Source organism: Streptomyces spectabilis, from assembly GCF_008704795.1.
Taxonomy (GTDB): Bacteria; Actinomycetota; Actinomycetes; order Streptomycetales; family Streptomycetaceae; genus Streptomyces; species Streptomyces spectabilis.
Genome location: NZ_CP023690.1, coordinates 236,137 through 258,287 on the forward strand (window position 1 = coordinate 236,137; position 22,151 = coordinate 258,287).

A 22,151-nucleotide genomic window follows, 5' to 3' on the forward strand; every position below is an offset into this window, starting at 1 on the left:
GGGGTGCGGCCGCCCTGAGGCACACGCTCACAGGTCGGCGCACCTCTCCCGCAGCCGGTCCAGGTGCGCCAGGGACGCGAGGACCTCGTCCGTGCCCACCCCGAAGTCGATCAGGCAGGCGATCTCGTCCACGCCAAGGTCGGCGAGCGCGGCGACCAGCGGCACGCAACTGTCGACGGACCCGATGAGGCAGCGGGTCGCGGCGTACTCGGCGTAGCGGTGCGCGATGAGTTCCTCGACGGCCTCCTCGGACACCGGCTCCCCGGCCGGCTCCGCCGCGTCGAGTCCGAACAGCGTCATCGAGGAGCGCATGTACGCGGTCATCGGTCCCCTGGCCGTGGCGACGGCGGAGTCCCGGTCGGCCCCGACGAACGTGTGCAGCATGACGCCGACCCGCTCCTCGTCGGGGCCGTGCCCGGCATCGACCAGCGCGTCCCCGTAGCGCACCAGGTTGTCCTCCAGGGTCTGCCAGTCCTGTCCGAGCAGGTGGGTGAGGACGCCGTACCCCTGCTCCCCCGCCCAGGCGAAGGTGTCGCCGGAGCCCGCCGCGGTGATCCAGGTGGGAAGCGCGCCGCGCACGGGGCGGGGGTGGGTGCGGACCTCGTGCCGGGTGCCGTCCGGCGCCCTGCGCGACACCGTCCGGCCCGCCCACAGCTCCCGCACCTCGCGCAGGCCGTCCCGGAGCGCGGCCCTGCGCTCGGCGAAGGCGTCCGGGGCCAGGGTGAAGTCGTGCGGGTTCCAGCCGGAGGCGACGGCGAGGCCGGCCCGGCCGCCCGAGAGCTGGTCCACGACCGCCCACTCCTCGGCGACCCTCAGCGGCTCGTGCAGGGGCAGCACCACGCTGCCCGCCCGCACGTCGATCCGGCGGGTCACGGACGCGACGGCGGCACCGGTGACCGCCGGGTTGGGGAAGGGCGCCCCGAAGTCGTGGAAGTGCCGCTCCGGCGTCCACACCGCGGTGAACCCGGCACGGTCCGCGAACCGCGCCGCTTCGAGCAGCAGCCGGTACTGCTCGCCCGCGTCCGAGCCGTTGGCGAAGAAGAACAGGCTGAACTTCATATCCGCTCCATGATTCCCGCGTGCCAGGAGTCCGCGGGGGCCGCCTGCGCGCCCTCGAGCGCTTCGTCGTCCGACGCGAACACCAGCGCGTACAAGGCCTTCTGGTAAAGGGTCAGCAGCCGGGCGTCCTGCCCCTCCAGGGCGCTGTGCGCGAAGGTGAGGGAGGCCCGGAACGAGGTGGGGGTGTCCACGACCGAGAAGCGCACCCGCTGGCCGGGGGTCAGCGGGTCGGGGCCGACACTGCGCATGCGGCCCGTGCCCAGGAGCGGCCGGTCCCCTTCGTCACGGGCGTAGGTGAAGACGACGGGCAGGTCGGTGAACGGCCGCAGAGCCGGGTCGGCCGCGGCGAGATCGGCGTACGGGACGGTCCGCAGCTCCTGGATCCGGTCGAACGCCTCGCGCACGGCGGCCAGAGCGGACCGCGGCGGCTGCCCTTCAAGGATCCGCAGCGGCACCGGGACCACGTTGGCGAAGGCGCCGACCGACCGGTCCAGGTCGGTGTGGCAGCGCCCGTCGAGGGGCACCGCCGGGCAGACGTCGGCGCGGCCCTGGGCCCACGCCATGGCCGTGGCGAACGCCGTCAGGTGCAGCGTGAAGGGCGTCACCCGCAGCTCCGCGGCCAGGGAGCGCAGCACCTGGTGCAGCCGACGGCCCGGCTCCCAGGTGCGCCGGCCGGCGAGCGCGCCGATGTCGGGGCGGGCCGGTCCGGTGCCGTCGGTGCCGGACCTGAGGAGGCCGCGCCACCGGGCGCCCGCCGCCACCGCCCTTTCCCCGCCGGCGAGTTGGTCGCGCCAGGCGAGGTACCGCAGGAAGCCGTCGTCGGCGGCAGGGGCGTCCTGGCCGCCGGGCTCCGCCGCGCAGGCGTCGGCGACGGCCCGGCACAGGGTGAGCAGGCCCCGCCCGTCGAGCACCGTCAGATGGACCGTCACCGCGAGGAGCGGGCCGGCCAGGGTCAGCCGGAGCAGCGGTTCGCGGGCGGGGTCGATCGGGCGGCTCTGGGCCAGCGCGTGGAGCGCGGCCGCCGCGTCGGACGTCTCCTCAAGAGGTTGTACGACGTCCACGGGTGCCGAGGCGCCGGGCGTGCCGGGCACGATCCGTCCACTGCCGGGGAAGGTCAGGCGCAGCGCGGGGTGGCGCGCCAGGACCGTGCGGGCCGCCGCCCGTACCCGTTCGGGGTCCAGGGGGCTGACGGTGTCGAAGACGAACGTCTTCTGGAGCGTCGCGGACGCCGCCGCCAGCGGGCGCAGGCCCGGCGGCAGTGCGGCGGGCGGGCCCGGCCTGGTGAGGTCCTCCTCGGGCCCGGCGTCCGCGTCCGCCGCGGGGCCGCGTTCCGTGAGCACCCTGGCGAGCGCGGCGGCACTTCCGTGCCGGTACAGCTCGTCGATGCCGGGGCGGACGCCGGTGCGTTCGTGGAGGGCGTAGATCAGCCGGGTCGCCAGGAGCGAGTGGCCGCCCGCGTCGAAGAAGTCGGTGTCCGCGTCCAGCTCGGGGGCGTCCAGGACCTGGCGGAAGGCGGCGAGGACCGCCGCGGTGACCGGATCGTGGTTCATGGGAGCCACGGGCGGCGCGGCGGGGGTGCCGGCGGCGGGCAGCCGGGCCGGGTCCACCTTGCCGTTCCCGTTGACCGGCATGCGGTCGACGAGGGTGAACGACGAGGGCACCAGGGCGGCGGGCAGTTCCTCGCGCAGCCGTCGGCGCAGCCGCCCGACGAGGTCCCGGGCTCCGGGCGCGGCGACGAGGTAGGCGTCGAGACGCCGGTCGCCGTCCGGGCCGCCGGCCACCAGGGCGACGTCCCGTACGTCGGGCTCCCGGCGGATCGCGACCTCCACCTCACCGGGCTCCACCCGATGGCCGCGGATCTTGAGCTGCTGGTCGGCGCGGCCCTTGAACTCGACGAGGCCCGCGCGGGTGAGGCGCGTGCGGTCGCCGCTGCGGTAGCCGCGCGGCGCGCCGGTGCCGGTAACAGTGCCAGTGCCGGTATCAGTACCGGTGCCGGTGAACCGCTCGGCGGTCAGGTCGGGGCGGCCCAGGTAGCCGCTGGCCACGCAGACGCCGCTGATCAGCAGCTCCCCCACCGAGCCCAGAGGCACGCTGCGGCCCGTACGGTCCTGGATGTCGAGGACCACGTTGGGCAGGGGCGTGCCGATCGGCGCGTGCCGGGGCCACTCGCGCGGCGGTCCCGTGAAGCGGTAGGACGTCACGACATGGGTCTCGGCGGGGCCGTAGTTGTTGATCAGTCGGCAGCCGTCGAGGCGCTCGAAGAAGGCGACGAGGCTCTCGCTGACCCTCAACTGCTCTCCAGTTGAGGCGATTTCCCGGAGCGAGGCGAAGGCCCCCGGGTCCTCTGCGTGATGTGCGGCGAGCGCGTGGAGCAGCGAGACCGGCAGGATGGCCTTCTCGATCCGGTGGACCCGCGTGAACTCCGCGAACAGGTCGTGGTCGTGCTTGGTCCGTTCGTCGGCGACGAACAGCGAGCCGCCGGAGCACAGGGCGGCGAACGTCTCGTGGAAGGCCGCGTCGAAGCCGAACGACGCCAGCTGGAGCCAGCGAAGGCCGCTGGTGTACCCGGAGGTCTCCCAGTGGATGAGGTTGGTGAGCGCCCGGTGCGGGAAGTGGATGCCCTTCGGGTGGCCGGTGGTGCCGCTCGTGTACGTGACGTACGCGCCGACCTCGGGGCCGACGGCGTCGCCGGGCACCGGGCCGTCCGGCCCCTCGGCGGCCAGCGCGGCGAGGCCGGGCAGCGGGACCGCCCGCGCGCCGGGCGCGAACCCCGCGTCGGCCGCGTCGGCGCACAGGACGAACCGGGGGGCGCAGTCCTCCGCGAGGGCCGCGAGCCGCCGCTGGGGCAGCGCCGGGTCGAACGGCACCGGGGTCGCACCGGCCCGCAACACCCCGAGCAGCGCGGCCACCAGGGGCACGCCGCGCGGCATCGCGAGGCCGACGCTGTCGCCGGTGGTGACGCCCAGGCCGGTCAGCCGGGCCGCGACGGCCGCCGAGGCCCGGCCGAGTTCGCCGTAGGTCAGGGCGCTGTGGCCGTCCCGCACCGCGAGGCGGCCGGGAGCCTCCGCCGCGCGCCGGGCGAACACCGCGTGGACGGGTTCCTCGGGGACGGCGACGGCGGGCCCGGTGAGGAGGGCGGCGGCGCGGGCGGCGGTGGCGGGCGGCTCGGGGGCGCGGGTCAGGGGCACCTCGGGCGTACGGGTCAACTGGTCGAGCGCGTACGAGAAGAGTTCCTGCCAGCCCTGGACCGTGGCACGGTCGAAGCGCCCGGTGTCGTACACGAAGCGTCCGGCGAGGAGCCCGGCGCGGTCGAACCACCAGTCCAGGGAGAGTTCGTACGGGCTCGTACGGCGCTCGAAGGGGACGGGCACCGCGCGCAGGCCGGCGGGGGGTTCGACGACACTGGCCTCGGGGCTCAGCATGTTGAAGAGCACGTCGAACAGCGGGGTGTCGGCGGTGCCCAGCTTCTCCGTGAGGACCTCGAAGGGCAGGTCCTGGTGGTCGAGGGCGGCGGTGACCCGCCGGGCGAGCGGGTCGAGCAGTTCGGTGAGGGTGCGCTCGGGGTCGACGGCGAGCCGCAGCGGCAGGGTGTTGACGAAGTTGCCGATCAGGTCCCGGGTGTGCGGGCGGTGACGCCCCGACACGGGGACGCCCACCAGGAAGTCGTCCCGTCCGGTGACGCGGGCGATGACGGTGGCGAAGCAGGCGAGGACGACGGTGAACGGGGTGGTGCCGGTGCGTGCCGCGAGCCGGCTGACCCGGGTGGAGACCTCGGCGGTCAGGGTGAATTCCACCTTGTCGCCGCGGTGGCCGGCGCGGGCCGTACGCGGCCGGTCCCCCGGCAGTTCGACGCGCTCCGGCAGGTCGGTCAGCTCCCCGCGCCAGAAGTCGAGCTGGCGCGCGGCCTCGGAGGAGTCGAGCCACTGGGTCTCCGCCCGCAGCTGGGCGGAGAACAGTCCGTCGAGGGGGCACTGCTCGGCGGCGGTGCCGGGGCGGGTTCCGGTGTGGCGGGCGTAGGCGGCGTACAGGTCGCGCAGCAGCACGCCGGTGGAGGCGGCGTCCGCCAGGATGTGGTGCAGCACGACGACCAGGACGTGCCGCTCGGGTGCCGTCCGCAGCAGCGCGGCTCGGAACAGCGGGGCCCGGTCCACGGGCAGGGTGGCGTCGAGCAGGGCCGTGATCCGGTCCCGCAGCGCGGCGCCGTCGGCGACCTCGGTGACCGCGAGCCCGGTGGGGACCTCGGCCGCGACCTCCTGGGTCGCCCCCTCGGCGGTGACGCGGAAGGACACCCGCAGGCTCTCGTGGCGCGCGACCACGTCGCGCCAGGCGGCGTCGAGCGCCCGGGTGTCGAGGGGGCCGCGCAGGTCCGCGAGGACGGGCACGTTGTAGGACTCGGCGGCCCCCTCGATGCCGCTGAGGTACAAGAACCGTTCCTGGAGGCGGGTGACGGGCAGCGCTCCCGCCGCGGCGCGCGGCGGCGCGGTCTGCGTCCCCTCCCCCGCGGCCTCCCCCGCGAGCCGGGCGAGGGTCGCGGGGGACGGGGCGCGCAGGAACGAGCCGACGGGCACGGCCAGGCCCCAGCGGGCCCGCGCCTCGGCGACGACGCGGGTGGCGAGGAGGGAGTCGCCGCCCAGGTCGTACAGGCTGTCCTCGGCCGCCACGTCCGCGACGCCGAGGGCGTCGGCGACGATCCGCCGGGCGGCGCCGGCCAGGTCCCGCGGCTCCTCGTCCGGCGGGGCCGCCGCGGGCAGGACCGGGGCCGCGGGTTCCAGCCAGTGGCGGCGGCGCTCGAAGGGGTAGCCGGGCAGGTCCACGACGGGGCCGGGTCCCACGGGGGTGACCCGGTCGGCGCGCACGCCGAGGCCGAGGACCCAGGCCTGTCCGAGTGCGGCCGCCAGGCCCTCCGCCGGGGGCAGGCCGGGGAAGGCGACGGGAGCGGCGTCGGCGAAGGCGGGCGGGAGCCAGTCCTCGGGAAGGGGACCCGGCAGGACGGCCACGGCGGCGGTCACCTTCGGCGGCAGCCGGCGCCGCCCGGGGACGGCCGGGGCACCGGCGGCGGCTGCCGCGAGGTCGGGGCTCGTACCGCGCGCGCACCACTCCGAGCCGTCCGCGTCGTACCACGGGATCCGCGCGGGGCGGCAGGCCTCGCGCAGCTCCTGCCCGGATACGTCACCGGAGGCCAACTGGGCGATCAGGCACGGCAGTTCAGGCTCCGGCAGGCATCCGGCAAGGGCGGCGGCGGCGAGCCAGGAACGTGCCTCGGCGACGACGGCCGCCGGGGTGACCCCCTGGCCGGCCCACACCGCGGCGCAGGCGAGCGCCACGACGGTGTCGGTGACCAGCGCCGGTGCGTCCTCCAGGAGGCCGTCAAGGGCGTGCTCGACGCTCCGCCCGGCGGTCGCGGCCCAGGGGGCGAGGAGGCGGCGGGCCGTCTCGCGGAAGGCGGGCCGCTCGGCGAGCAGCGCCTGGAGGGCGGTCCGTTCCAGGGGCGGGCGGCCCGGTGCGTACCGGAGCACGAAAGCGGGCGGGCGGCCGTCCCGCTTCCCGGCCCCGCCGGACAACGTGACGGGCGCGCCCGAGGGACGCCACAGCAGGGCGCGCCGCCGGGGGTGCCCGCTCCTGGACCGCGTCAGCGTGCGGGCCAGATCGGGCAGTTCGGCGGCATCGGTGGCCCCGGCGCGCTGCCGCACCACGGCTTCGAGGTCGTCCAGGGAGGCGAGGGAGCGGGCCGAGAAGGGCAGCAGCGTCGCGCCCGGCCCGTCGGGCCCGGGGCCTCGCGGCGGGGCGGCCGGGGGCTCCTCGACCAGGACGTGCACATTGGTGCCGCCCACCCCGAAGGAGCTGACGCCCGCGAGCAGCGGCCCGCCGGGCGCCGTCCACGGCCGGGGCGAGCGGTCCACCCGGAACGGCGACGAGGCGAAGTCGATGTGCGGGTTCAGCTCTCCGCCGCCCGGCGTGGCGGGCAGGGTGCGGTGCTTGAGGGCGAGGACGACCTTGATGAGGCCCGCGATGCCGGAGGCCGAGTCGAGGTGTCCGACGTTGGCCTTCGCCGAGCCGATGGAGCAGTAGCCCGTCGCGTCGGTGCTCTGCCGGAACGCCGCGGTCAGCGCGGCCACTTCGATGGGGTCGCCCAGCGGGGTGCCGGTGCCGTGCGCCTCGACGTAGGAGACCCGGTCGGCGGTGATGCCCGCCAGGCGGTGCGTGGAGGCGATGACCGCCTCCTGGCCGCGGGCGCTCGGCGCGGTGTAACTGCTCTTGGCGGCGCCGTCGTTGTTCATGTCGCTGGCGCGGACGACGGCCAGGACGCGGTCGCCGTCGGCGAGCGCGTCCTCCAGGCGGCGCAGGACGACGAGTCCTGCCCCGTTGGCGAAGACGGTGCCGTCGGCGTCGGCGGAGAAGGGGCGGCAGCTGCCGTCGGGCGCGGCGATGCCGCCTGCCACGTGGAGGTGGCCCACGTCCTGGGGCCGGATGGCCGAGCCGCCGGCCAGCGCCACGTCCGTGTCGTAGGCGAGCAGGGCGCGGCACGCCTGGTGGACGGCGGCCAGGCTGGAGGAGCAGGCGCAGTCCACGGCGATGCTCGGGCCGGTGAGGCCGAGCCGGTGGGACAGGGTCGTCGCGGTGAAGCCGCGGTCGTTGCCCATCAGGACGCGGTGCCAGCCGAGCCGCTGGATCACCTCGGGGTGGCCGAGGACGTTGCGCAGCAGGTAGTCGGAGTGGTTCATGCCGAGGTACACGCCGACGCCGCCGGGCGGGGCCGCCGGGTCGAGCCCGGCGTCCTCGAGGGCGTGCACGGCGGTCTCCAGGAGGAACCGCTGCTGCGGGTCGGTGGCGGCGGCCTCGGCGGGGGTGAGGCCGAAGAACTCGGCGTCGAACAGTGACTGGTCGGCGAACGGCTTGCGGAACGGCACGTACGCGGGGTCGTCGATGACCTCGGCGGTCCGGCCCGCCCGGAGCATCTCCTCGCGGGAGACCCGCTCCAGCGGGGAGCGCCCCTCGCGCAGGAGGTCCCAGTAGGCGGCGCTGGAGTCGGCGCCGGGGAACCGGCAGGCCGTGCCGATGACGGCGACGAGGCCCACGTCGTCAGCCGGGTCGCCATAAGGCTCGATGCCATCAGGTTCGTCGCCGTCAGGCTGCTCGCCGTACGGCCTCTCGCCCTGCGGCTGCTCGTCGTACGGCACGGGGATCTCGTCACTCATGGCTGCTTGTGCTCCGATCGTTCGCGCCGCTTGCGGGCCACCTGCTGTCGGCGCCGCGCCTGGGCGGCGCGCCGGTCCCCGGTCGCGGGGTCCGGTCCCGCGGGCTGCGGGGCCGGGTCCGCGGAGCCGGTGAGGTGGGCGGCGTAGCCGCGCGCGGTGGGATGGCGGAAGAGGTCGACGATCCGGGCGTCGGGCCGTATCTCCTGGCGTACGTCCTGGAGCAGCCGGGCCATCAGGATGGAGGTGCCGCCGGATCGGAAGAAGTCGTCGTCCGGGCCCACCGCGTCGTTGCCGAGCACCGTGCGCCACACCGCGAGCAGCCGCCGCTCCAGGTCCGTCGCCACCGGTACGGGCTCCGCCGCGGGCTCGGCGAACCGCACGGGCGCGAGGGCGCGCCGGTCCGTCTTGCCGCCGGGCGTCGTGGGCAGCGCGGCGAGCGCCACGAAGGCGGCGGGCAGCATCTGCTCCGGCAGCAGGGCGGCGAGGGCGGCGCGCAGCTCCGTGTCGTCCGGGGCCGCCCGGCCGGCCCGGGGCACGTAGTGCGCCACGAGGACGTCGCGTTCGCCCCGGCGCTGCACGGTCACCGCCGACGCGGCCACCGCGTCCAGGGAGTCGACGGCGTGCTCGACCTCCTGGAGTTCGATCCGGTAGCCGTTGACCTTCACCTGGTGGTCGACGCGCCCGGCCAGTTCGAGCACGCCGCCGGGAAGCAGCCGGGCGATGTCCCCCGTGCGGTAGACGCGACTCTCCGCGCCGGTCTCCGGCAGCGTCACGAAGCGCTCGCGGGTGAGGTCGGGCCGCCCGGCATAACCGCGCGCGACCCCCGCGCCGCCGATGAGCAGTTCGCCGTACATGCCGACGGGCACCGGCCGCAGCGCGGCGTCGACGACGTGTACGGAGGTGTTGGCCAGGGGCCGTCCCACGAGGACGCGGCCCGGCTCCGCCGGGACTTCCCAGCACGTCGACCAGACCGTGGTCTCCGTGGGCCCGTACATGTTCAGGACGCGCGGGATACCCAGCGCCTTGAGGCGGGCCGCGAGGGCCGGGTCGAGTGCCTCGCCGCCGACGAGCAGCAGTTCCAAGGCGCCGAGGGCCCGTTCGGCGTCCGGCAGGCGCAGCACCTCGCGTACGAACGTGGGGGTCGCCTGGAGCGCGGTGACGCCGTGGCGCAGGATCAGCTCCGGTGCGCCGGCCGGTTCCCGCCAGGACCCGGTGGCGGGCAGCAGGCGCAGGGTTTCCGCGGTCTCCGCGAGGACGACGTGGACGCCGCGGGTGAGCGTCCACAGGAGTTCGACCACCGCAATGTCGAAGGTGAGGTCGGTGACGGAGAGCCACACCGTGTCGCCGTCCACCGGGACCGCCTCGTCGAGCGCGGCGACCAGGTTCGTCAGGTTGGCGTGGGTGACCTCGACGCCCTTGGGGTGGCCCGTGGAGCCGGAGGTGAAGATCGTGTACGCGATGTCCTGGGCGGTCGCCGTCCCAGGTGTGCCGGGCCCGGCCCCGGTGAGCAGGTCGGCGGCGCGCAGCCGCCGCCCGGAGAAGCCGGGCACGCGGTCCTCGTGGGGCGCGCCGAGCACGAGGGCCGAGCAGTCGGCGGCGGCCAGCATGGCGTCGGTGCGCGCGGGGGGCAGGGCGCCGCTCAGGGGGACGTAGGAGAGTCCGGCCTGAAGGACGCCGAGCACCACCGCGACCAGGTCGGGGGTGCGGGGCAGGAGCAGTCCGACGCGCTCGCCGGGCCGCAGGCCCGCCGCGCGCAGGGACGCGGCGACGGCGCCGGCGCGGCGGGCGAGTTCGCCCCGGGAGACGGTCACGTCCCGGAAGGTGAGGGCGGGGGCGTCGGGGGCGGCCGCGAGCCGACGGCGCACCAGGGCATCGATCGTGGCGTCGGGCACGGGGAGCCGGCGTTCCGCGTTCCCTCGCACCACGTCGCGGGCGCCGTCCGGGTCGGGCAGGGCGAGCAGGCCGAGCGGGGTGTCGAGGGACTCGGCGAACAGGGTGACGACGTCCTCGAACCAGGTGGTGAAGCGCCGGGCGTCGGCCTCGTCGAGCAGGGTCCTGTTGTAGATCATGATCCCGGCGAACCCGTCGTCCACCGCGCGGAGCTTGAACATCACGTCGTACTGGGCCGAGTAGATGGGCGGCACCACGGTCGTGGTCTCGACGCCCGCCAGGTCCAGTTCGACGGCCGGATAGCTCTGGAGGATGAAGATGGACTGGAAGACCGGCGCGTGGGACAGCGTCCGCTCCGGGGCCACCGCCTGCACCACCTGGTCGAAGGGCAGGTCCTGGTGGGCGAACGCGTCGAACGCGGTCTGCCGGGTCCGGGCGAGGAACTCCCGCACGGTCAGGTCCGGTTCGACACGGCTGCGCAGGGTGATCGAGTTGAAGAAGAGCCCGAAGGTGTTCTCCAGGACCGGATAGGGCCGGTTGGCCAGCGGGCTACCGACCGCCACGTCGGTCTGCCGGGTCATGCGGGACAGCAAGAAGGAGTACGCCGCCATGAGGGTGCTGTAGAGCGTGGCGCCCGTCTCCTCGCACAGGGCCCGCACCCGGGCGAGCGTCCGGTGCCCGTAGTGGAAGTCGAAGCCCTCGCCCCGGTAGCTCTGCACGGCGTCGCGCCGCCGCCCCGGGACCAGGTCGAGCGCGGGCGGCAGACCGGCCAGCGCCGTGCGCCAGAACTCACGCTGCTCCTCGGCGAGTTCGCTGCCGAGCCAGCCGCGCTCCCAGACCGCGTAGTCCGCGTACTGGACGGGCAGCTCGGGCAGCCGGGGGGCGCGTCCCTCGCGGTGGGCGGCGTACAGCTCGGAGATCTCGCGCTTGAGCAGGTTGGCGGACCAGCCGTCGGACATGACGTGGTGCTGGGTGACCACGAAGGTCCAGCGCTCGGGACCTGTGCGGATCAGGTCGAAGCGGGCCAGCGGCGCCCTCGACAGGTCGAAGCGCGTGGTGACCAGCGAGAACACCAGCCGGTCCAGCTCGTCGTCGCCGGTCGCCTCGTGCGTGGTGAAGGCCGCGCCGCAGTCCGCGTCGATGCGCTGTTCCAGACCCCCGTCCGCGGTCTCGGCCAGGGACGTGCGGAGCACCTCGTGGCGCCGTACGACGTCCTCGACGGCCCCGCGCAGCGCCACCACGTCCACGGGGCCGCGCAGCTCGCTGACGAAGTACATGTTGTAGACGGGCAGGTCGGTGCCGGTCTGCTCGATGAGCCACAGCCGGTGCTGCGCGTAGGAGGCGGGGATCGGCCGGGTGCGGTCGACCCGCTCCATGCGGACGCCGCGGCGGGCCTCCTCCTGCTCGTGTGCGCGCAGGAACCGCAGCACCTCCTCCCGGTGCGCACGGATGGTGTCGGCCAGTTCGGGGGTGAGCACCCCTTCGGGCGCGGACACGGCGAGCTTCTCGTCCTTGCGTCGGATGCGCACGCCGCGCCCGGCGAGGTCTTCCAGGAAGCGGGTCACGTTCAGGGGGGCGGCGGAGCCGGGGGCGGTCGTGTTCACAGTTCGACCGTCCCGACCGTGTCGTCGGCCGCCGGAGCCAGCGAGGTGAAGAGCCGTTCCGCCGCGAGGCGCTCGGCCACCAGGCCGGCCATGCCCTCCAGCGTCTCCGCTTCCAGGAGGTCGCCCAGGGAGACCCGGACTTGGAGGCGCTCCCAGATCCTGGCCATGACCTGGGAGGCGAGCAGCGAGTGCCCGCCGAGCAGGAAGAAGCTGTCGTCGGGTTGTACGTCGTCGACGCCGAGGACCTCTTGCCAGATGGCGGCGAGGTGTTCCTGCGGCTCGCGGCGGGCGTCCGCCGGCGTGGGCCGCGCGGGGGCGGGCACCGCGGCCTCCGAGGCGGGCGGCGCCTCGGCGGGCCAGTGACGGGTTTCCTCGAACGGGTAGGGCGGAAGCGGGGCCACGCGCCCCTCTCCGGACCCCTCGACGAGATGCCAGGGCACGTCCGTACCCCGCTCCCAGCAGTGGGCGACCAGCGCGAGCCACCTGTCCCAGGCGCCGAGCGCGGCGAACAGGTCCGGTCCTTCGCAGGTCGCCGCGGGCGGCTCGGCGCCCATCACCGCGCCGCGCGTCATGTCCAGGAGGCGGTCCGCCGGGGGAAGCCCGCCCGGGGCCACGCGCACACCGGCGCCCGCCAGTCTGACCTCGCGCGCGGCGGGCGCCCAGGCCGCTGTCCTCAACTCCGCCTCCACCGCGTCCAGGTGGCGTTCGCACGCGCTCAGGTCGGCGCCGGGGAGCGCGGCGGCCACCGCCCGGCCGTGCCCGTCCGCGCAGCGCAGCGCCACCTCGGGGGCGAGCACGCCCGCCGCGGCGAGCGCGAGGTACTCCCCCGCGCCCGCGCCCGCCAGGACCGGGACGTCGGCCAGGGCCCCGAGCGCCCACAGCGCGGCGCGCAGGACCTCGGTACCGTCCTCGCCGGGGCTGCCAAGATCCGCCCGCAGTGCGGGGAGGAACTCGGGGAGCCGGGCGTCCAGGCCGTGCGGGGCGAGGTTGCGGGGGTCGAGGCCGAGGACCACAGGACCGGCCTCGACCGGGGCGGCGGGCTCGCTCAGCGCGGCCGCGAGCCCGGTCGCCGAGGTGGCGAGCCAGGCCCGGCGCAGCGGGCGTGGGGTGCGCCGGTGCTGGAGGGTGTGGGCGACGTCGGCCGCCGTGAGCCCGGCGACCCGTTCCGCGAGCAACCCGCGCCAGCGCTCGAAGGAGCGGGGGCTGTGGGCCGAGACGGGGAAGATCCGGGCCGGGCCCGCCTCCCCGGAACGCGCGGGGGCGGCGGGTACGGCCGGTGGCTCCTCCAGGACGACGTGGGCGTTGGTGCCGCCGATGCCGAGCGCGGTGACAGCGGCCCGCCGGGGGCCACCGGTCTGTGGCCAGGGCTCGGCGCGCCCGTTGACGCGTAGTCCCGTGCCGTCCAGGCGTATGCGCGGGTTCAGCTCCTCGTGGCCGACGGTCGGCGGGACCGTGCCCTCGCGGACGGCCAGGACGGCCTTGATGAACCCGGCCATACCGGCCGCGCTGTCCAGATGGCCGACGGACGACTTCACGGCACCGATCACGCAGTCCGTCGTCACCCCGAGCCGCTCCCTGGCTTCCAGGAGGGCGGCGATCTCCACCGGGTCGCCGAGCGACGTGCCGGTGCCGTGCGCCTCGACGTAGGCGATGTCGCCGGGGTCGACCCCGGCGTCGGCGAGCGCGGCCAGGACGACGTCGCGCTGCCCCCGCACGCTGGGGGCGGCGAAGCTCTGCCGGTCCGCGCCGTCGTTGTTGAGGGCCGAACCCCGCACGACCGCGTGCACGGTGTCCCCATCGCGCAGGGCCGCGTCGAGGCGCTTCAGGACGACCGCGCCGACGCCGCTGCCGGGCACGGTGCCCGAGGCCTCGCGGTCGAAGGGGCGCAGGGCCCCCTCGGGCGAGGCCACGCCGCCCGGCCGGGCGAGGTAGCCGTGGTGGTCGGGCAGGCGCAGGTTCACGGCGCCCGCGAGGGCGAGGTCGCAGTCCCCGGCGAGCAGGCTCCGGCGGGCCAGGTGAACGGCGGTGAGCGAGGTGGAGCACAGGCTGCTCACGAAGACGCTCGGGCCGCGCAGGTCGAGGTGGTAGGAGACGCGCAGGGGCAGGGTGGCCGGGCTGTCCGGCACCACCGGGGCGTCCTGGCCGAGCAGTTGGGCGTACGTGTTCTCGCCGCTGCCGCAGAAGACGCCCACGCGCCTGCCGTCGGCGCCGGTCCACCCGGCGTGTTCGAGGGCGTGCACGGCCTCCTGGAGGAACAGCCGCTGCTGGGGGTCGGTCGCGGTGGCTTCGGCCGGGGAGAGCCCGAAGTACTCCGCGTCGAAGAGGTCGAAGTCCTCGATCCGGCCGGACACGGGCACGTACTCCGGCCGTCGGCGCAGCGACTCGGGCACTCCGGCCGCCGCCAGCTCCGGCTCGGTCGCGGGGGTGAGCGCGCCGGCGCCGTCCAGGAGACCGGCCCAGTACCGGTCCAGGTCGGGGGCCCCGGGGAAGCGACAGCTCATCCCGACGACCGCGACGGCCTGCCCGTCCTCAGCAGCAATCATGTTCATCCTTAGCGTGTGACCGGGCCGGTGCCGGAGCCGTCGAGGGCGTCGGCGAACGCCTCGACGGTGGGGTACTTGAAGAGGTCGGTGACGGCCGCGCCGGGCGAGAGCACGGCCCGTATCCGCTGGTGCAGGCGGATCAAGGTCAGTGAGGTGCCGCCCAGTTCGAACAGGCTGACGTTCCTGGGCACCCGCTCCGGACCCACGCCGAGGACCTCGGCCCAGAGCGCCGTGAGCCGGTGCTCCAGGGCGGAGCGGGGTGCCCCGCCCGAGTCCGGCGCGTGTCCGGCCTCCGGCACCGGAAGGGCCCGTACGTCGGTCTTGCCGGACGCCGTGACGGGCAGCGCGTCCAGCCGGACCACGGCCGCGGGCACCAGTTCCCGGGGCAGCCGGTCGGCGAGGTGGGCGCGCAGGGCCGCGTCGGGGACGCCGGGGTCGGCGACGACGTAGGCGGCCAGCGCGTCGTCCCGGCCTGGCAGCACGGTGACGACCGCGTCGCGCACCCCCGCCAGCTCGCCGAGCAGCGCCCCGATCCCGGCGAGGTCGACGCGCATGCCGCGCACCTTCGCCTCGGCGTCCTCCCGGCCGCGGAACTCCAGCGCCCCGTCCTCGCGGAAGCGGGCGAGGTCACCCGTACGGTAGAGGACCTGGCCGGGCACGGCGGCGAAGGGGTGCGGGGCGAAGCGCTCCTCGGTGAGCTGCCTGCGGTGGGCGTACCCGGTGGCGAGCGGCAGCCCGCCGATGTGCAGCTCTCCGGTGAGGCCGGGCGGCAGCGGCTGGCCGCCCTCGCCGAGCACGTACGCCTGGCCGCCGCCGACGGGCCGCCCGATCGGTACGAAGCCGTCCCGGTCCTGCTCGTCCGGGTCGCAGACGTGGAACGTGGCGTCGATGGTCGCCTCCGTCGGCCCGTACAGGTTGACGAGGCGGGCCCCGGTCGCGGCGCGGACCCGCGCGGCGACCGACGTCTCCAGCGGCTCCCCGCCGGAGAAGATCCAGCGCAGGGCGGTGCACTGGGACAGGCCCGGCACGGTCGTCACGGGCCTCGCAGGGGGCACGGCCTTCTCGGTCGGCACGGCCTTCTCGGCCAGGACGGCCTTGAGGACGGTCGGTACGAACTGGACGACGCTCACCCGGTACCGGCGCATCTCGGCGAGCAGCAGCGCCGGATCGCGCTGGGCGCCGTGCGGCGCGACGACGGTCCTCGCCCCGATGGTCAGGGGAAGGAGGTACTCCCACAGGGAGGCGTCGAAAACCGGCGGCGTCTTGAAGTAGAAGCGGTCCTCGGCGTCGAAGCCGAATTCCGAGGCCTTCCAGCGCACGTGGTTGGCGATGGCCCGGTGCGGGACGACGACGGTCTTGGGCAGGCCCGTGCTGCCGGAGGTGGTGATGAGGTAGGCGGGGTGGTCGGGGGCGGGCTCGGCGTCGGCGTACCCGGGGAGCGGGTCCGCGGGTTGGCTGAGGTCGACGACGGGGAGCGGGCCCGTCGCCGCGTCGGTGCCCTTGAGTCCCTCGGGGCCTTCGGGGCCCGCCACGATCGCCGCGGCCACCCCGGCGTCGGCGAGCAGGAACGCCCGGCGCCCCGGCGGCTGTTCCATGTCCACGGGAAGAAGGGCGAGACCACTGCGGAGCACGGCGAGAGCCGCCGTCACGAACGCCGCCGACCTGGGCAGGCAGAGCGCGACGACACTCCCGGCGGGCAGGCTGAGCGCGGCGAGCCGGGCGGCGAGCAGCCGGCTGTCCGCCTCGAGCCGCCCGTAGGTGGTCTCCTGGCCCCGCGCCACGAGCGCCACGGCGTCGGGCGTGCGGGCCGCGCGGGCCACGAACAGGCCGGGCACGGTCCACTCCGGGGCCGCGGGGGCCGGTGGGTTCCACATGTCAAGGACCAGCGAACGGTCGGCCGCGCCCGCGAGTTCCACGGCCGCCGCCGGGCCGTCCCAGCCGGCCACGGCCTGGCCGAGCACCTGCTCGAAGGCGGTGGCGAAGCGCCGTGCCGCCGCCTCGTCGTGGTGCCCGGGGTCGAAGTCGAGGCGGGCCTCCACGCCGGTGTCGCGGAAGAACACGCTGAGCGCCAGGCCGGTCTTGGGGTGCGCGGGGCGCAGCCCCAGCCACTCCTCGGTGAGCCCGGGCAGGCGGAGCCCGGTGCCGGGGACGTTGTTGACCGAGAGCATGACGGGGGGCGTGCCGTCGCCCCGCGGGTCGGCCGCGCGGAGCCGGGCGCGGAGCTTCGCGAGGGGCGCCCCCTGGTGACCCAGGCACTCCAGGAGGTCGGCGTGCACCGTGCGCACGTACTCCTGGAGGCTCGTCCTGTCGTGCGGCGGGCACCGGAAGGCCGGCATGTCGGTGAAGAGGCCGACGACCGGCTCGTACTCCATGCGCCGCCAGTCCACGGCCGGGTAGGAGATCACCGTGTCGGTCACCCGGAAGCACAGCTGGGTGGTGAGCGACAGGGCGGCCATCAGGAGGGCGGCGGGGGTGACGCCCGCACGCTCGGCCGACACGGTGAGCCCGTCGGCCACCCGCACCGGCAGCGAGGCGGTGCGCCCGGCACCGGACGCTCGGCCCGGGACGGCCGGTGCCGCCAGGCCGCTGAGGTATCCGTCCCAGAAGTCACCGAGCCGCGCGGCCTCGGCGCCGAGGAAGAAATCCTCCTGGTCGCGGGCATAGGCGAAGTAGCCGGACTCCGGGGCGACCGGCCCGGGCTCCACACCCGCTCGGAACTCGGCGTACGCACGCGCCAGTTCGTCGGCGATGACGGCGACGGACGGGGCGTCCACCACGAGGTGGTCGAAGACGAGAACGAGGATCGCCTCCTCGGGGGCGAGCCGGAACAGGTCGGCCCGCAGCCGGCAGGTCGCCTCCGCGGCGAACGGAGCGGCTACGGCCGCGGCGACCCGTGCGTCCGTCTCGTCGGCCGTGACGGCGTGCGTGGCGAGCACCCGGTCGGGCACACCGTTCACCCGCTGCCGCAGGAGCCCGTCGGCCCCGTCGTGGAGCGCCACCCGCAGTACCGGGTGGCGCTCCAGTACGCGCCGCAGCGCCCGCTCCAACGCCGCCTCGTCGAGCGGACCGGTGAGCCGGTAGCCGATGGGCACGTGGTACGCGTCGCTGTCCGGGTGCAGCCGCTGGGAGGTCAGGACCGCCCACTGCTGCTGGGTGAGCGGGAACTCCGCCGAGGACTCGGGGGCGCCGGGACCGGATGCGGTCACCGGGTCACCTGGAGCGGGGAGTGGTCGCGGGCGGCCAGGAAGTCGGGCCGGGGCGCGGCGACGGCGCCGGGGACGTTGTCGACACTGTTGTACGTGAAGATGGCCATGCGCCGGTCGGCCGGGGACATGTTGCTGCCCGAGCCGTGCACGATCCGGGAATCGAAGAAGAGCAGCGACCCGGCGCCGCCGAGCGCCGAGACGATGTCGGCGCTCGCGCTGAGCCGGGCCACGCTTTCCCGGCTGACGGTGTATTCCAGATCGGCGGCGAGATGTGCCTGCCACGATTCCTTTTCCGCCTTTTTCCCGGGCCGTACGGTCTCCGTCCCCGCGACGAGGTGAGAACCGGGAATGAGAAGGAGCGGCCCGTTGTGATCCGTGGCCGCGTCGAGGAAGAGGGCGACGTTCACCACACGCGGCTCGGCCATGCCGTCCTCGCGGTTCCAGAAGGTGAAGTCCTGGTGCCAGGGCCAGATGTCGCCGGAGAGGGCCCGCTTGGCGTTGATCTTCGACTGGTGCACGTAGACGTCGCCGCCGACGATCTGGCGGGCGGGCACGAGCAGCCGCGCGTCCGTGACCAGGTCGGCGAAGCCCCCGGGGATCTGGTGACACCCGTGCACGGCACGCACCGTGCGCCCGTCGGCCTCGAAGGTGCGCCGCGGCGAGTCCGTGCCGTAGAGCGCCTCCGCCTCCGCCCCGAGCGCGGCCACCTCAGCGGTCCCGAGGACATCGGGAACGACCAGGAACCCGTTCTCGTCGAATTCGGCCAACTGGCCCTCGCTCAGGCGGTTCACCATCAATCGGACCCTTCATGGCCAAGGAATGAAGACAAGTCGGAGAACGGGACCCTGTCCTGTCGGCGGAACCGGAGGACAGGCCCATTAACCACAGCGATTTCATCCTTGGCGACGTGGTCCGGCGGGGCAATGGCTGCCTGCTGGACACAAAGGGCCGTGGCAGGAAGAGGCCACGCGAAACAGTTCCTGGCCCGCCGCGCCGAGCAGGGAACCCGGCACGCGGGGGGGGCGGGCATGGCCGCCCGTGTGCGTCGCCCCGGAGGCACGCAGTACGGGCTGCGCCATGCCCGTGTCACCGGACAGAAACGTGGAAGGTGTCAGTATCCGACGGCCTCACGAAGCAGTAGCACCGTCCCCCGCCCCGGGCGGGGCTCCGCGTTGAGGATGAGCAGGCGGTTGACGGCGCTGGGCATGCCGTATGCCGCCTGGGCGCGGACGTTCTCCAGAGGGAGGGCGTGTTCCTCGACGCGGCGCAGGGCTGTGCTCAGGTCGGGCACGACCTTCTGGGCGCCGACGATCCAGACCGCGTGGGCGGCGCCGCCCGCGTTGGCGGGGAGTTGGCTACCGCTGCCCGAGGCGAGGACGAGGGCGCCGGTCTCGGTGACCGCGGCGACGCTGTTGACGACGTAGTCGGGGCCGGAGACCAGCCGTCGGATCTCGTCGGCGCCGGTGGCGCGGTCGATGGCCAGGACGCGCGGCCTGATGGCGTCGTACCGGCCGCTGGCGTTGATGTCCTCGTCGATCCCGGACAGCCGGAGGGTCTCGCTGGCCCCGGTGAGCACGCTGGTGCCCTCGGGGATCAGGTCCTTGACGCGGGCGCGCGCCGTGGCCACGTCGTCGAGGATCTCGGCGGCGAAGCCGCCCGCACGCAGCGCGGCGGCCACCCGCTCCAGCCGTTCGGCCGACGCAGGGCCGGTGAAGGACGCGGCCGGGGCCGGCGCGGCCGTGGCGGCTTCTCCCGGGCCGGCTTCGGTGCCCCGCGCCCCGTGGGGAGCCGTGCCCGCCAGCGGCGATGTGTCGAGATACCTGACCTCGTACACCCGCTCGGCGAACTTCCAGCCCTCCGCGGTGCGCTGGTAACGGTCGTGGTAGACGGCGTAGTTCAGACCCTGGCGGCCGTCGAGAGCGCGCCCCAGTTCCTGGATGTAGGCGCGGCCGGTCGCGGTGTCTCCGTCGAGCTGGATCGTGCCGGGGTGTGTGGTCTGTACGAAGAAGTCCCACTGGCTCTGCAACAGTTCGCCCCCGGCGCGGATCTCCTCGCGGCCGACCTGTTCGACGGGGATGTTGGGCATGCGCAGGGCACCGTCCGGTGTGAACAGCGACGCGAGGCGGGGCCGGTCGCGCATCATCGCCGCGTCGGTGAACTCGCCGCGCAGCGCCTCGATCTCGACGCGGTCCGCGACGGCCTGGAAGTCGTTCATCGAAGTCCTCTTCAGGTCTCGTGCTCTGGTCTCGTTGTCGTCCTCGTCAGTACGACAACGCGGTCCTCGGGAATGTGAGGTGAGGTGGCGGCCTCACATTCCGATGCGCTGTCTTGTCATCACAGGTAGAGGCGCAGGAGCGAGCGAGGGAGACGGCCGGACCATGACCACCCGTGCCCAGACCATGACCACCAGGGCCGAGACCGGCGAGGACCAGGGCGACCCGGGCCTCAGCGTGATCACGAACGAGCGGCGTCGGCTGATCAACCTGGCTTACCGGCTCCTGGGATCCCTCACCGACGCCGAAGACGTCGTACAGGAGACCTGCGCCCGCTGGTACGCCATGTCCCCGCGGGAGCAGCGGGCCATCGAGTCGCCCGGCGCCTGGCTGGTGACGGTCGCCAGCCGCGTCTGCCTGAACCTGCTCGGTTCGGCGCGGGTCAGACGGGAGACGTACGTCGGCGACTGGATCCCCGAGCCGCTGCCCGAGCCCACGGAGTGGATCGCCGGGCACACCGGCGCGGGCGGGGCCGATCCGGCCGAGCGGGTCACCCTCGACGAGTCGGTGACGATGGCCTTCCTGGTCGTCCTCGACGCGATGACCCCGGCCGAGCGCGTGGCGTTCGTCCTGCACGACGTCTTCCGCTACCCCTTCGCCGAGGTCGCCGAGATCGTCGGCCGTACTCCGGCGGCCTGCCGCCAACTGGCCTCCTCCGCCCGGCGGCGCGTCCGCACCGCGCGGGCCCCGGCGGGCCCGAGCGCTGGCCAGGCCGACGTCGTCCGGCGGTTCAGAACGGCGTGGCAGGCCAAGGACATCGAGGGCCTGATCGGCCTGCTCGACCCCGACGCCATCGCGACCGCCGACGGCGGCGGCCTCGCCGTCACCCACCCGCGCCCGCTCGTGGGCGGTGAGCAGGTCGCTCGTGCCTACGTCAGGATCGCCCGTGTCTCGGGCCACCGCACCACGTTCCTGGAGCGCACGGTCAACGGCCTGCCCGGCTTGGTGGCGTGGCAGGACGGCAAGCTCGCGACGGTGTACGCGTTCGAGTGCGCGGGTGACCGGATCAGGCGCATCTGGGCGATGAGGAACCCCGAGAAGCTGGGGCCCTGGCGGTTCAGCTGAGGACCGGACCGGGAGCCCGGGCACCACAGCGCCCGGATCGGCGGGACGGCCCCGCTGGCTCAATCTCTGCCACCAGTGCCCCCGGCCCCGCCGGGCAGCGCGTTTCGACGGTGGATCCGCCTCAGTTCTGAGGGGTCGCTCATACCGTGATGTCACCGCGCGTACGAGGCTGACGGCGGGCGCACAAGGGGGCCTGCCCCACCAGGGCCAGGAACGAGCGGCACACCCACCCTGGGAAAGCCAGGAACTGCCCAGTAGGGCCCAGCCGCACACCCGGACAATCGTTCAACTCACCGGCCGCGGAAGCCGCCGTGCGGCCAGGGCCTGACGCGCGAGGTCGCTTTGCCCCGCCCCACTCGCCCAGGCCGCCAGAGAAGATACGACCTCGCGAACCAGCCACACAGCGCTCATGACCGGCCACACTGTGCGTGCGGTCCGTCATGCCGCACGCATACTCCACGAGCCGTCTCCTGTACGGGGGTTGTGGCCCATGCCAGGCAGGGTGGCCGGTCTGATCGTGGCGGCCGTGCTTCCGCCCTCGGTCGACGCTGCCCTGTGGCGGACGTTGGTGGTGGAGCACCCCCTTCTCGCCGCCGTACTCCTGGTGGCCTACCAGGGCGTCCTCGCCCTCGTGGTCATCGCCTGGAGGATCCTCAGCGATCTCGCCAAGCGGTGGCAACAGCGCGTCGTCGACAGCCTCGATCGGTCACTGACCCTCCGCTTCTCGCGCTTCCCCGATCGCTACCGGGCCGCGCTGCTGGGCAGCCTGCGCTATGTCGAGATCAGTGGCCTGGAGACCCGCGGCCTCTGCACCCCCGAGCTGGAAGAGGTGTACATCGATGTGAGCCTCGTCCACCAGACGCCGAACGCCGCCGGGCGGGATCTGCTCGCACACCTGCCGGGGAGGGGGACAGGGCGTCACGCGCTGGAGGACTTCCTCGACCGCCGCCGGCCCGTGCTCCTGGCGATCGTCGGCGCCCCGGGCAGCGGCAAGACGACACTCGTGCGGCGCACCGCCCGGCAGATCTGCCTCGCGCGCTCCCACGCAGTCCCGGCTGCTCGCCGGCCACCTCACCCACTGCAAGGTGCCGGTCAACTACCTCGGCGATGGCGTGGTCCCCCGCCAGCAGGTAGGAGGCAGGACAGGGCGGGACTACCACCACGACGCCGCGGGCCGTCTACGCTGGCGCACCGCCGAGAGGAAGGCGGCCCGGACTGCCGCCTTCCTCTCGGGCGATCGTCTCTCCCTACGACACGTCGGCCCGCTACGCACGCCACGGACACATCATCAGCTGGAAGGGGTCCACCGCCCATC

Annotated in this window: 8 protein-coding genes; 1 reads left to right on the plus strand and 7 read right to left on the minus strand. The window is 74.6% G+C overall.

Annotation, left to right across the window (positions count from 1 at the left end; translation table 11 throughout):
• Positions 1 to 27 precede the first annotated feature (27 nt).
• The 7 genes from CP982_RS00985 to CP982_RS01015 form a co-directional block, all read right to left on the minus strand.
• Positions 28 to 1,059: a MupA/Atu3671 family FMN-dependent luciferase-like monooxygenase gene (locus CP982_RS00985; RefSeq protein ID WP_150508693.1), complete on the minus strand. Its 1,032-nt coding sequence runs from the start codon at positions 1,057 to 1,059 to the stop codon at positions 28 to 30.
• On the minus strand, positions 1,056 to 8,255 hold the full coding sequence (locus CP982_RS00990) for a non-ribosomal peptide synthetase (protein ID WP_150508694.1): 7,200 nt from the start codon (positions 8,253 to 8,255) through the stop codon (positions 1,056 to 1,058). Before CP982_RS00990 ends, CP982_RS00985 begins: the two co-directional genes overlap by 4 nt.
• A complete protein-coding gene (locus CP982_RS00995) occupies positions 8,252 to 11,749 on the minus strand; it encodes a non-ribosomal peptide synthetase (protein ID WP_150508695.1) in 3,498 nt (1,165 codons plus the stop codon). The genes CP982_RS00990 and CP982_RS00995 overlap by 4 nt, the downstream gene beginning before the upstream one ends.
• Entirely contained in the window at positions 11,746 to 14,292 is a 2,547-nt protein-coding gene (locus CP982_RS01000; protein ID WP_170316309.1) for a beta-ketoacyl [acyl carrier protein] synthase domain-containing protein, read from the minus strand. The genes CP982_RS00995 and CP982_RS01000 overlap by 4 nt, the downstream gene beginning before the upstream one ends.
• 8 nt (positions 14,293 to 14,300) lie before the next feature.
• Complete coding sequence (locus tag CP982_RS01005; RefSeq protein ID WP_150508697.1) at positions 14,301 to 17,498, minus strand: non-ribosomal peptide synthetase; 3,198 nt, start codon at positions 17,496 to 17,498, stop codon at positions 14,301 to 14,303.
• The gene (locus CP982_RS01010; RefSeq protein ID WP_150508698.1) at positions 17,495 to 18,292 is read right to left on the minus strand and encodes a phytanoyl-CoA dioxygenase family protein; all 798 of its coding nucleotides are present in this window, start codon (positions 18,290 to 18,292) and stop codon (positions 17,495 to 17,497) included. The genes CP982_RS01005 and CP982_RS01010 overlap by 4 nt, the downstream gene beginning before the upstream one ends.
• Before the next feature lie 317 nt (positions 18,293 to 18,609).
• Positions 18,610 to 19,713 (minus strand): nuclear transport factor 2 family protein, encoded by a 1,104-nt coding sequence (locus CP982_RS01015; RefSeq protein WP_150508699.1) that lies wholly within the window; start codon positions 19,711 to 19,713, stop codon positions 18,610 to 18,612.
• A gap of 184 nt (positions 19,714 to 19,897) precedes the next feature.
• On the opposite strand from CP982_RS01015, the gene sigJ reads away from it, so the two are divergent.
• Positions 19,898 to 20,836, plus strand: a complete 939-nt coding sequence (sigJ, locus tag CP982_RS01020) for an RNA polymerase sigma factor SigJ (protein ID WP_150515241.1) — start codon at positions 19,898 to 19,900, stop codon at positions 20,834 to 20,836.
• Positions 20,837 to 22,151: the final 1,315 nt, after the last annotated feature.

Coding starts and splice junctions, on each gene's coding strand:
- CP982_RS00985 (WP_150508693.1), bottom strand. CDS start 1,059: ATGAAGTTCAGCCTGTTCTTCTTCGCCAACGGCTCGGACGCGGGCGAG.
- CP982_RS00990 (WP_150508694.1), bottom strand. CDS start 8,255: ATGAGTGACGAGATCCCCGTGCCGTACGACGAGCAGCCGCAGGGCGAG.
- CP982_RS01000 (WP_170316309.1), bottom strand. CDS start 14,292: ATGATTGCTGCTGAGGACGGGCAGGCCGTCGCGGTCGTCGGGATGAGC.
- CP982_RS01010 (WP_150508698.1), bottom strand. CDS start 18,292: ATGGTGAACCGCCTGAGCGAGGGCCAGTTGGCCGAATTCGACGAGAAC.
- CP982_RS01015 (WP_150508699.1), bottom strand. CDS start 19,713: ATGAACGACTTCCAGGCCGTCGCGGACCGCGTCGAGATCGAGGCGCTG.
- sigJ (WP_150515241.1), top strand. CDS start 19,898: ATGACCACCAGGGCCGAGACCGGCGAGGACCAGGGCGACCCGGGCCTC.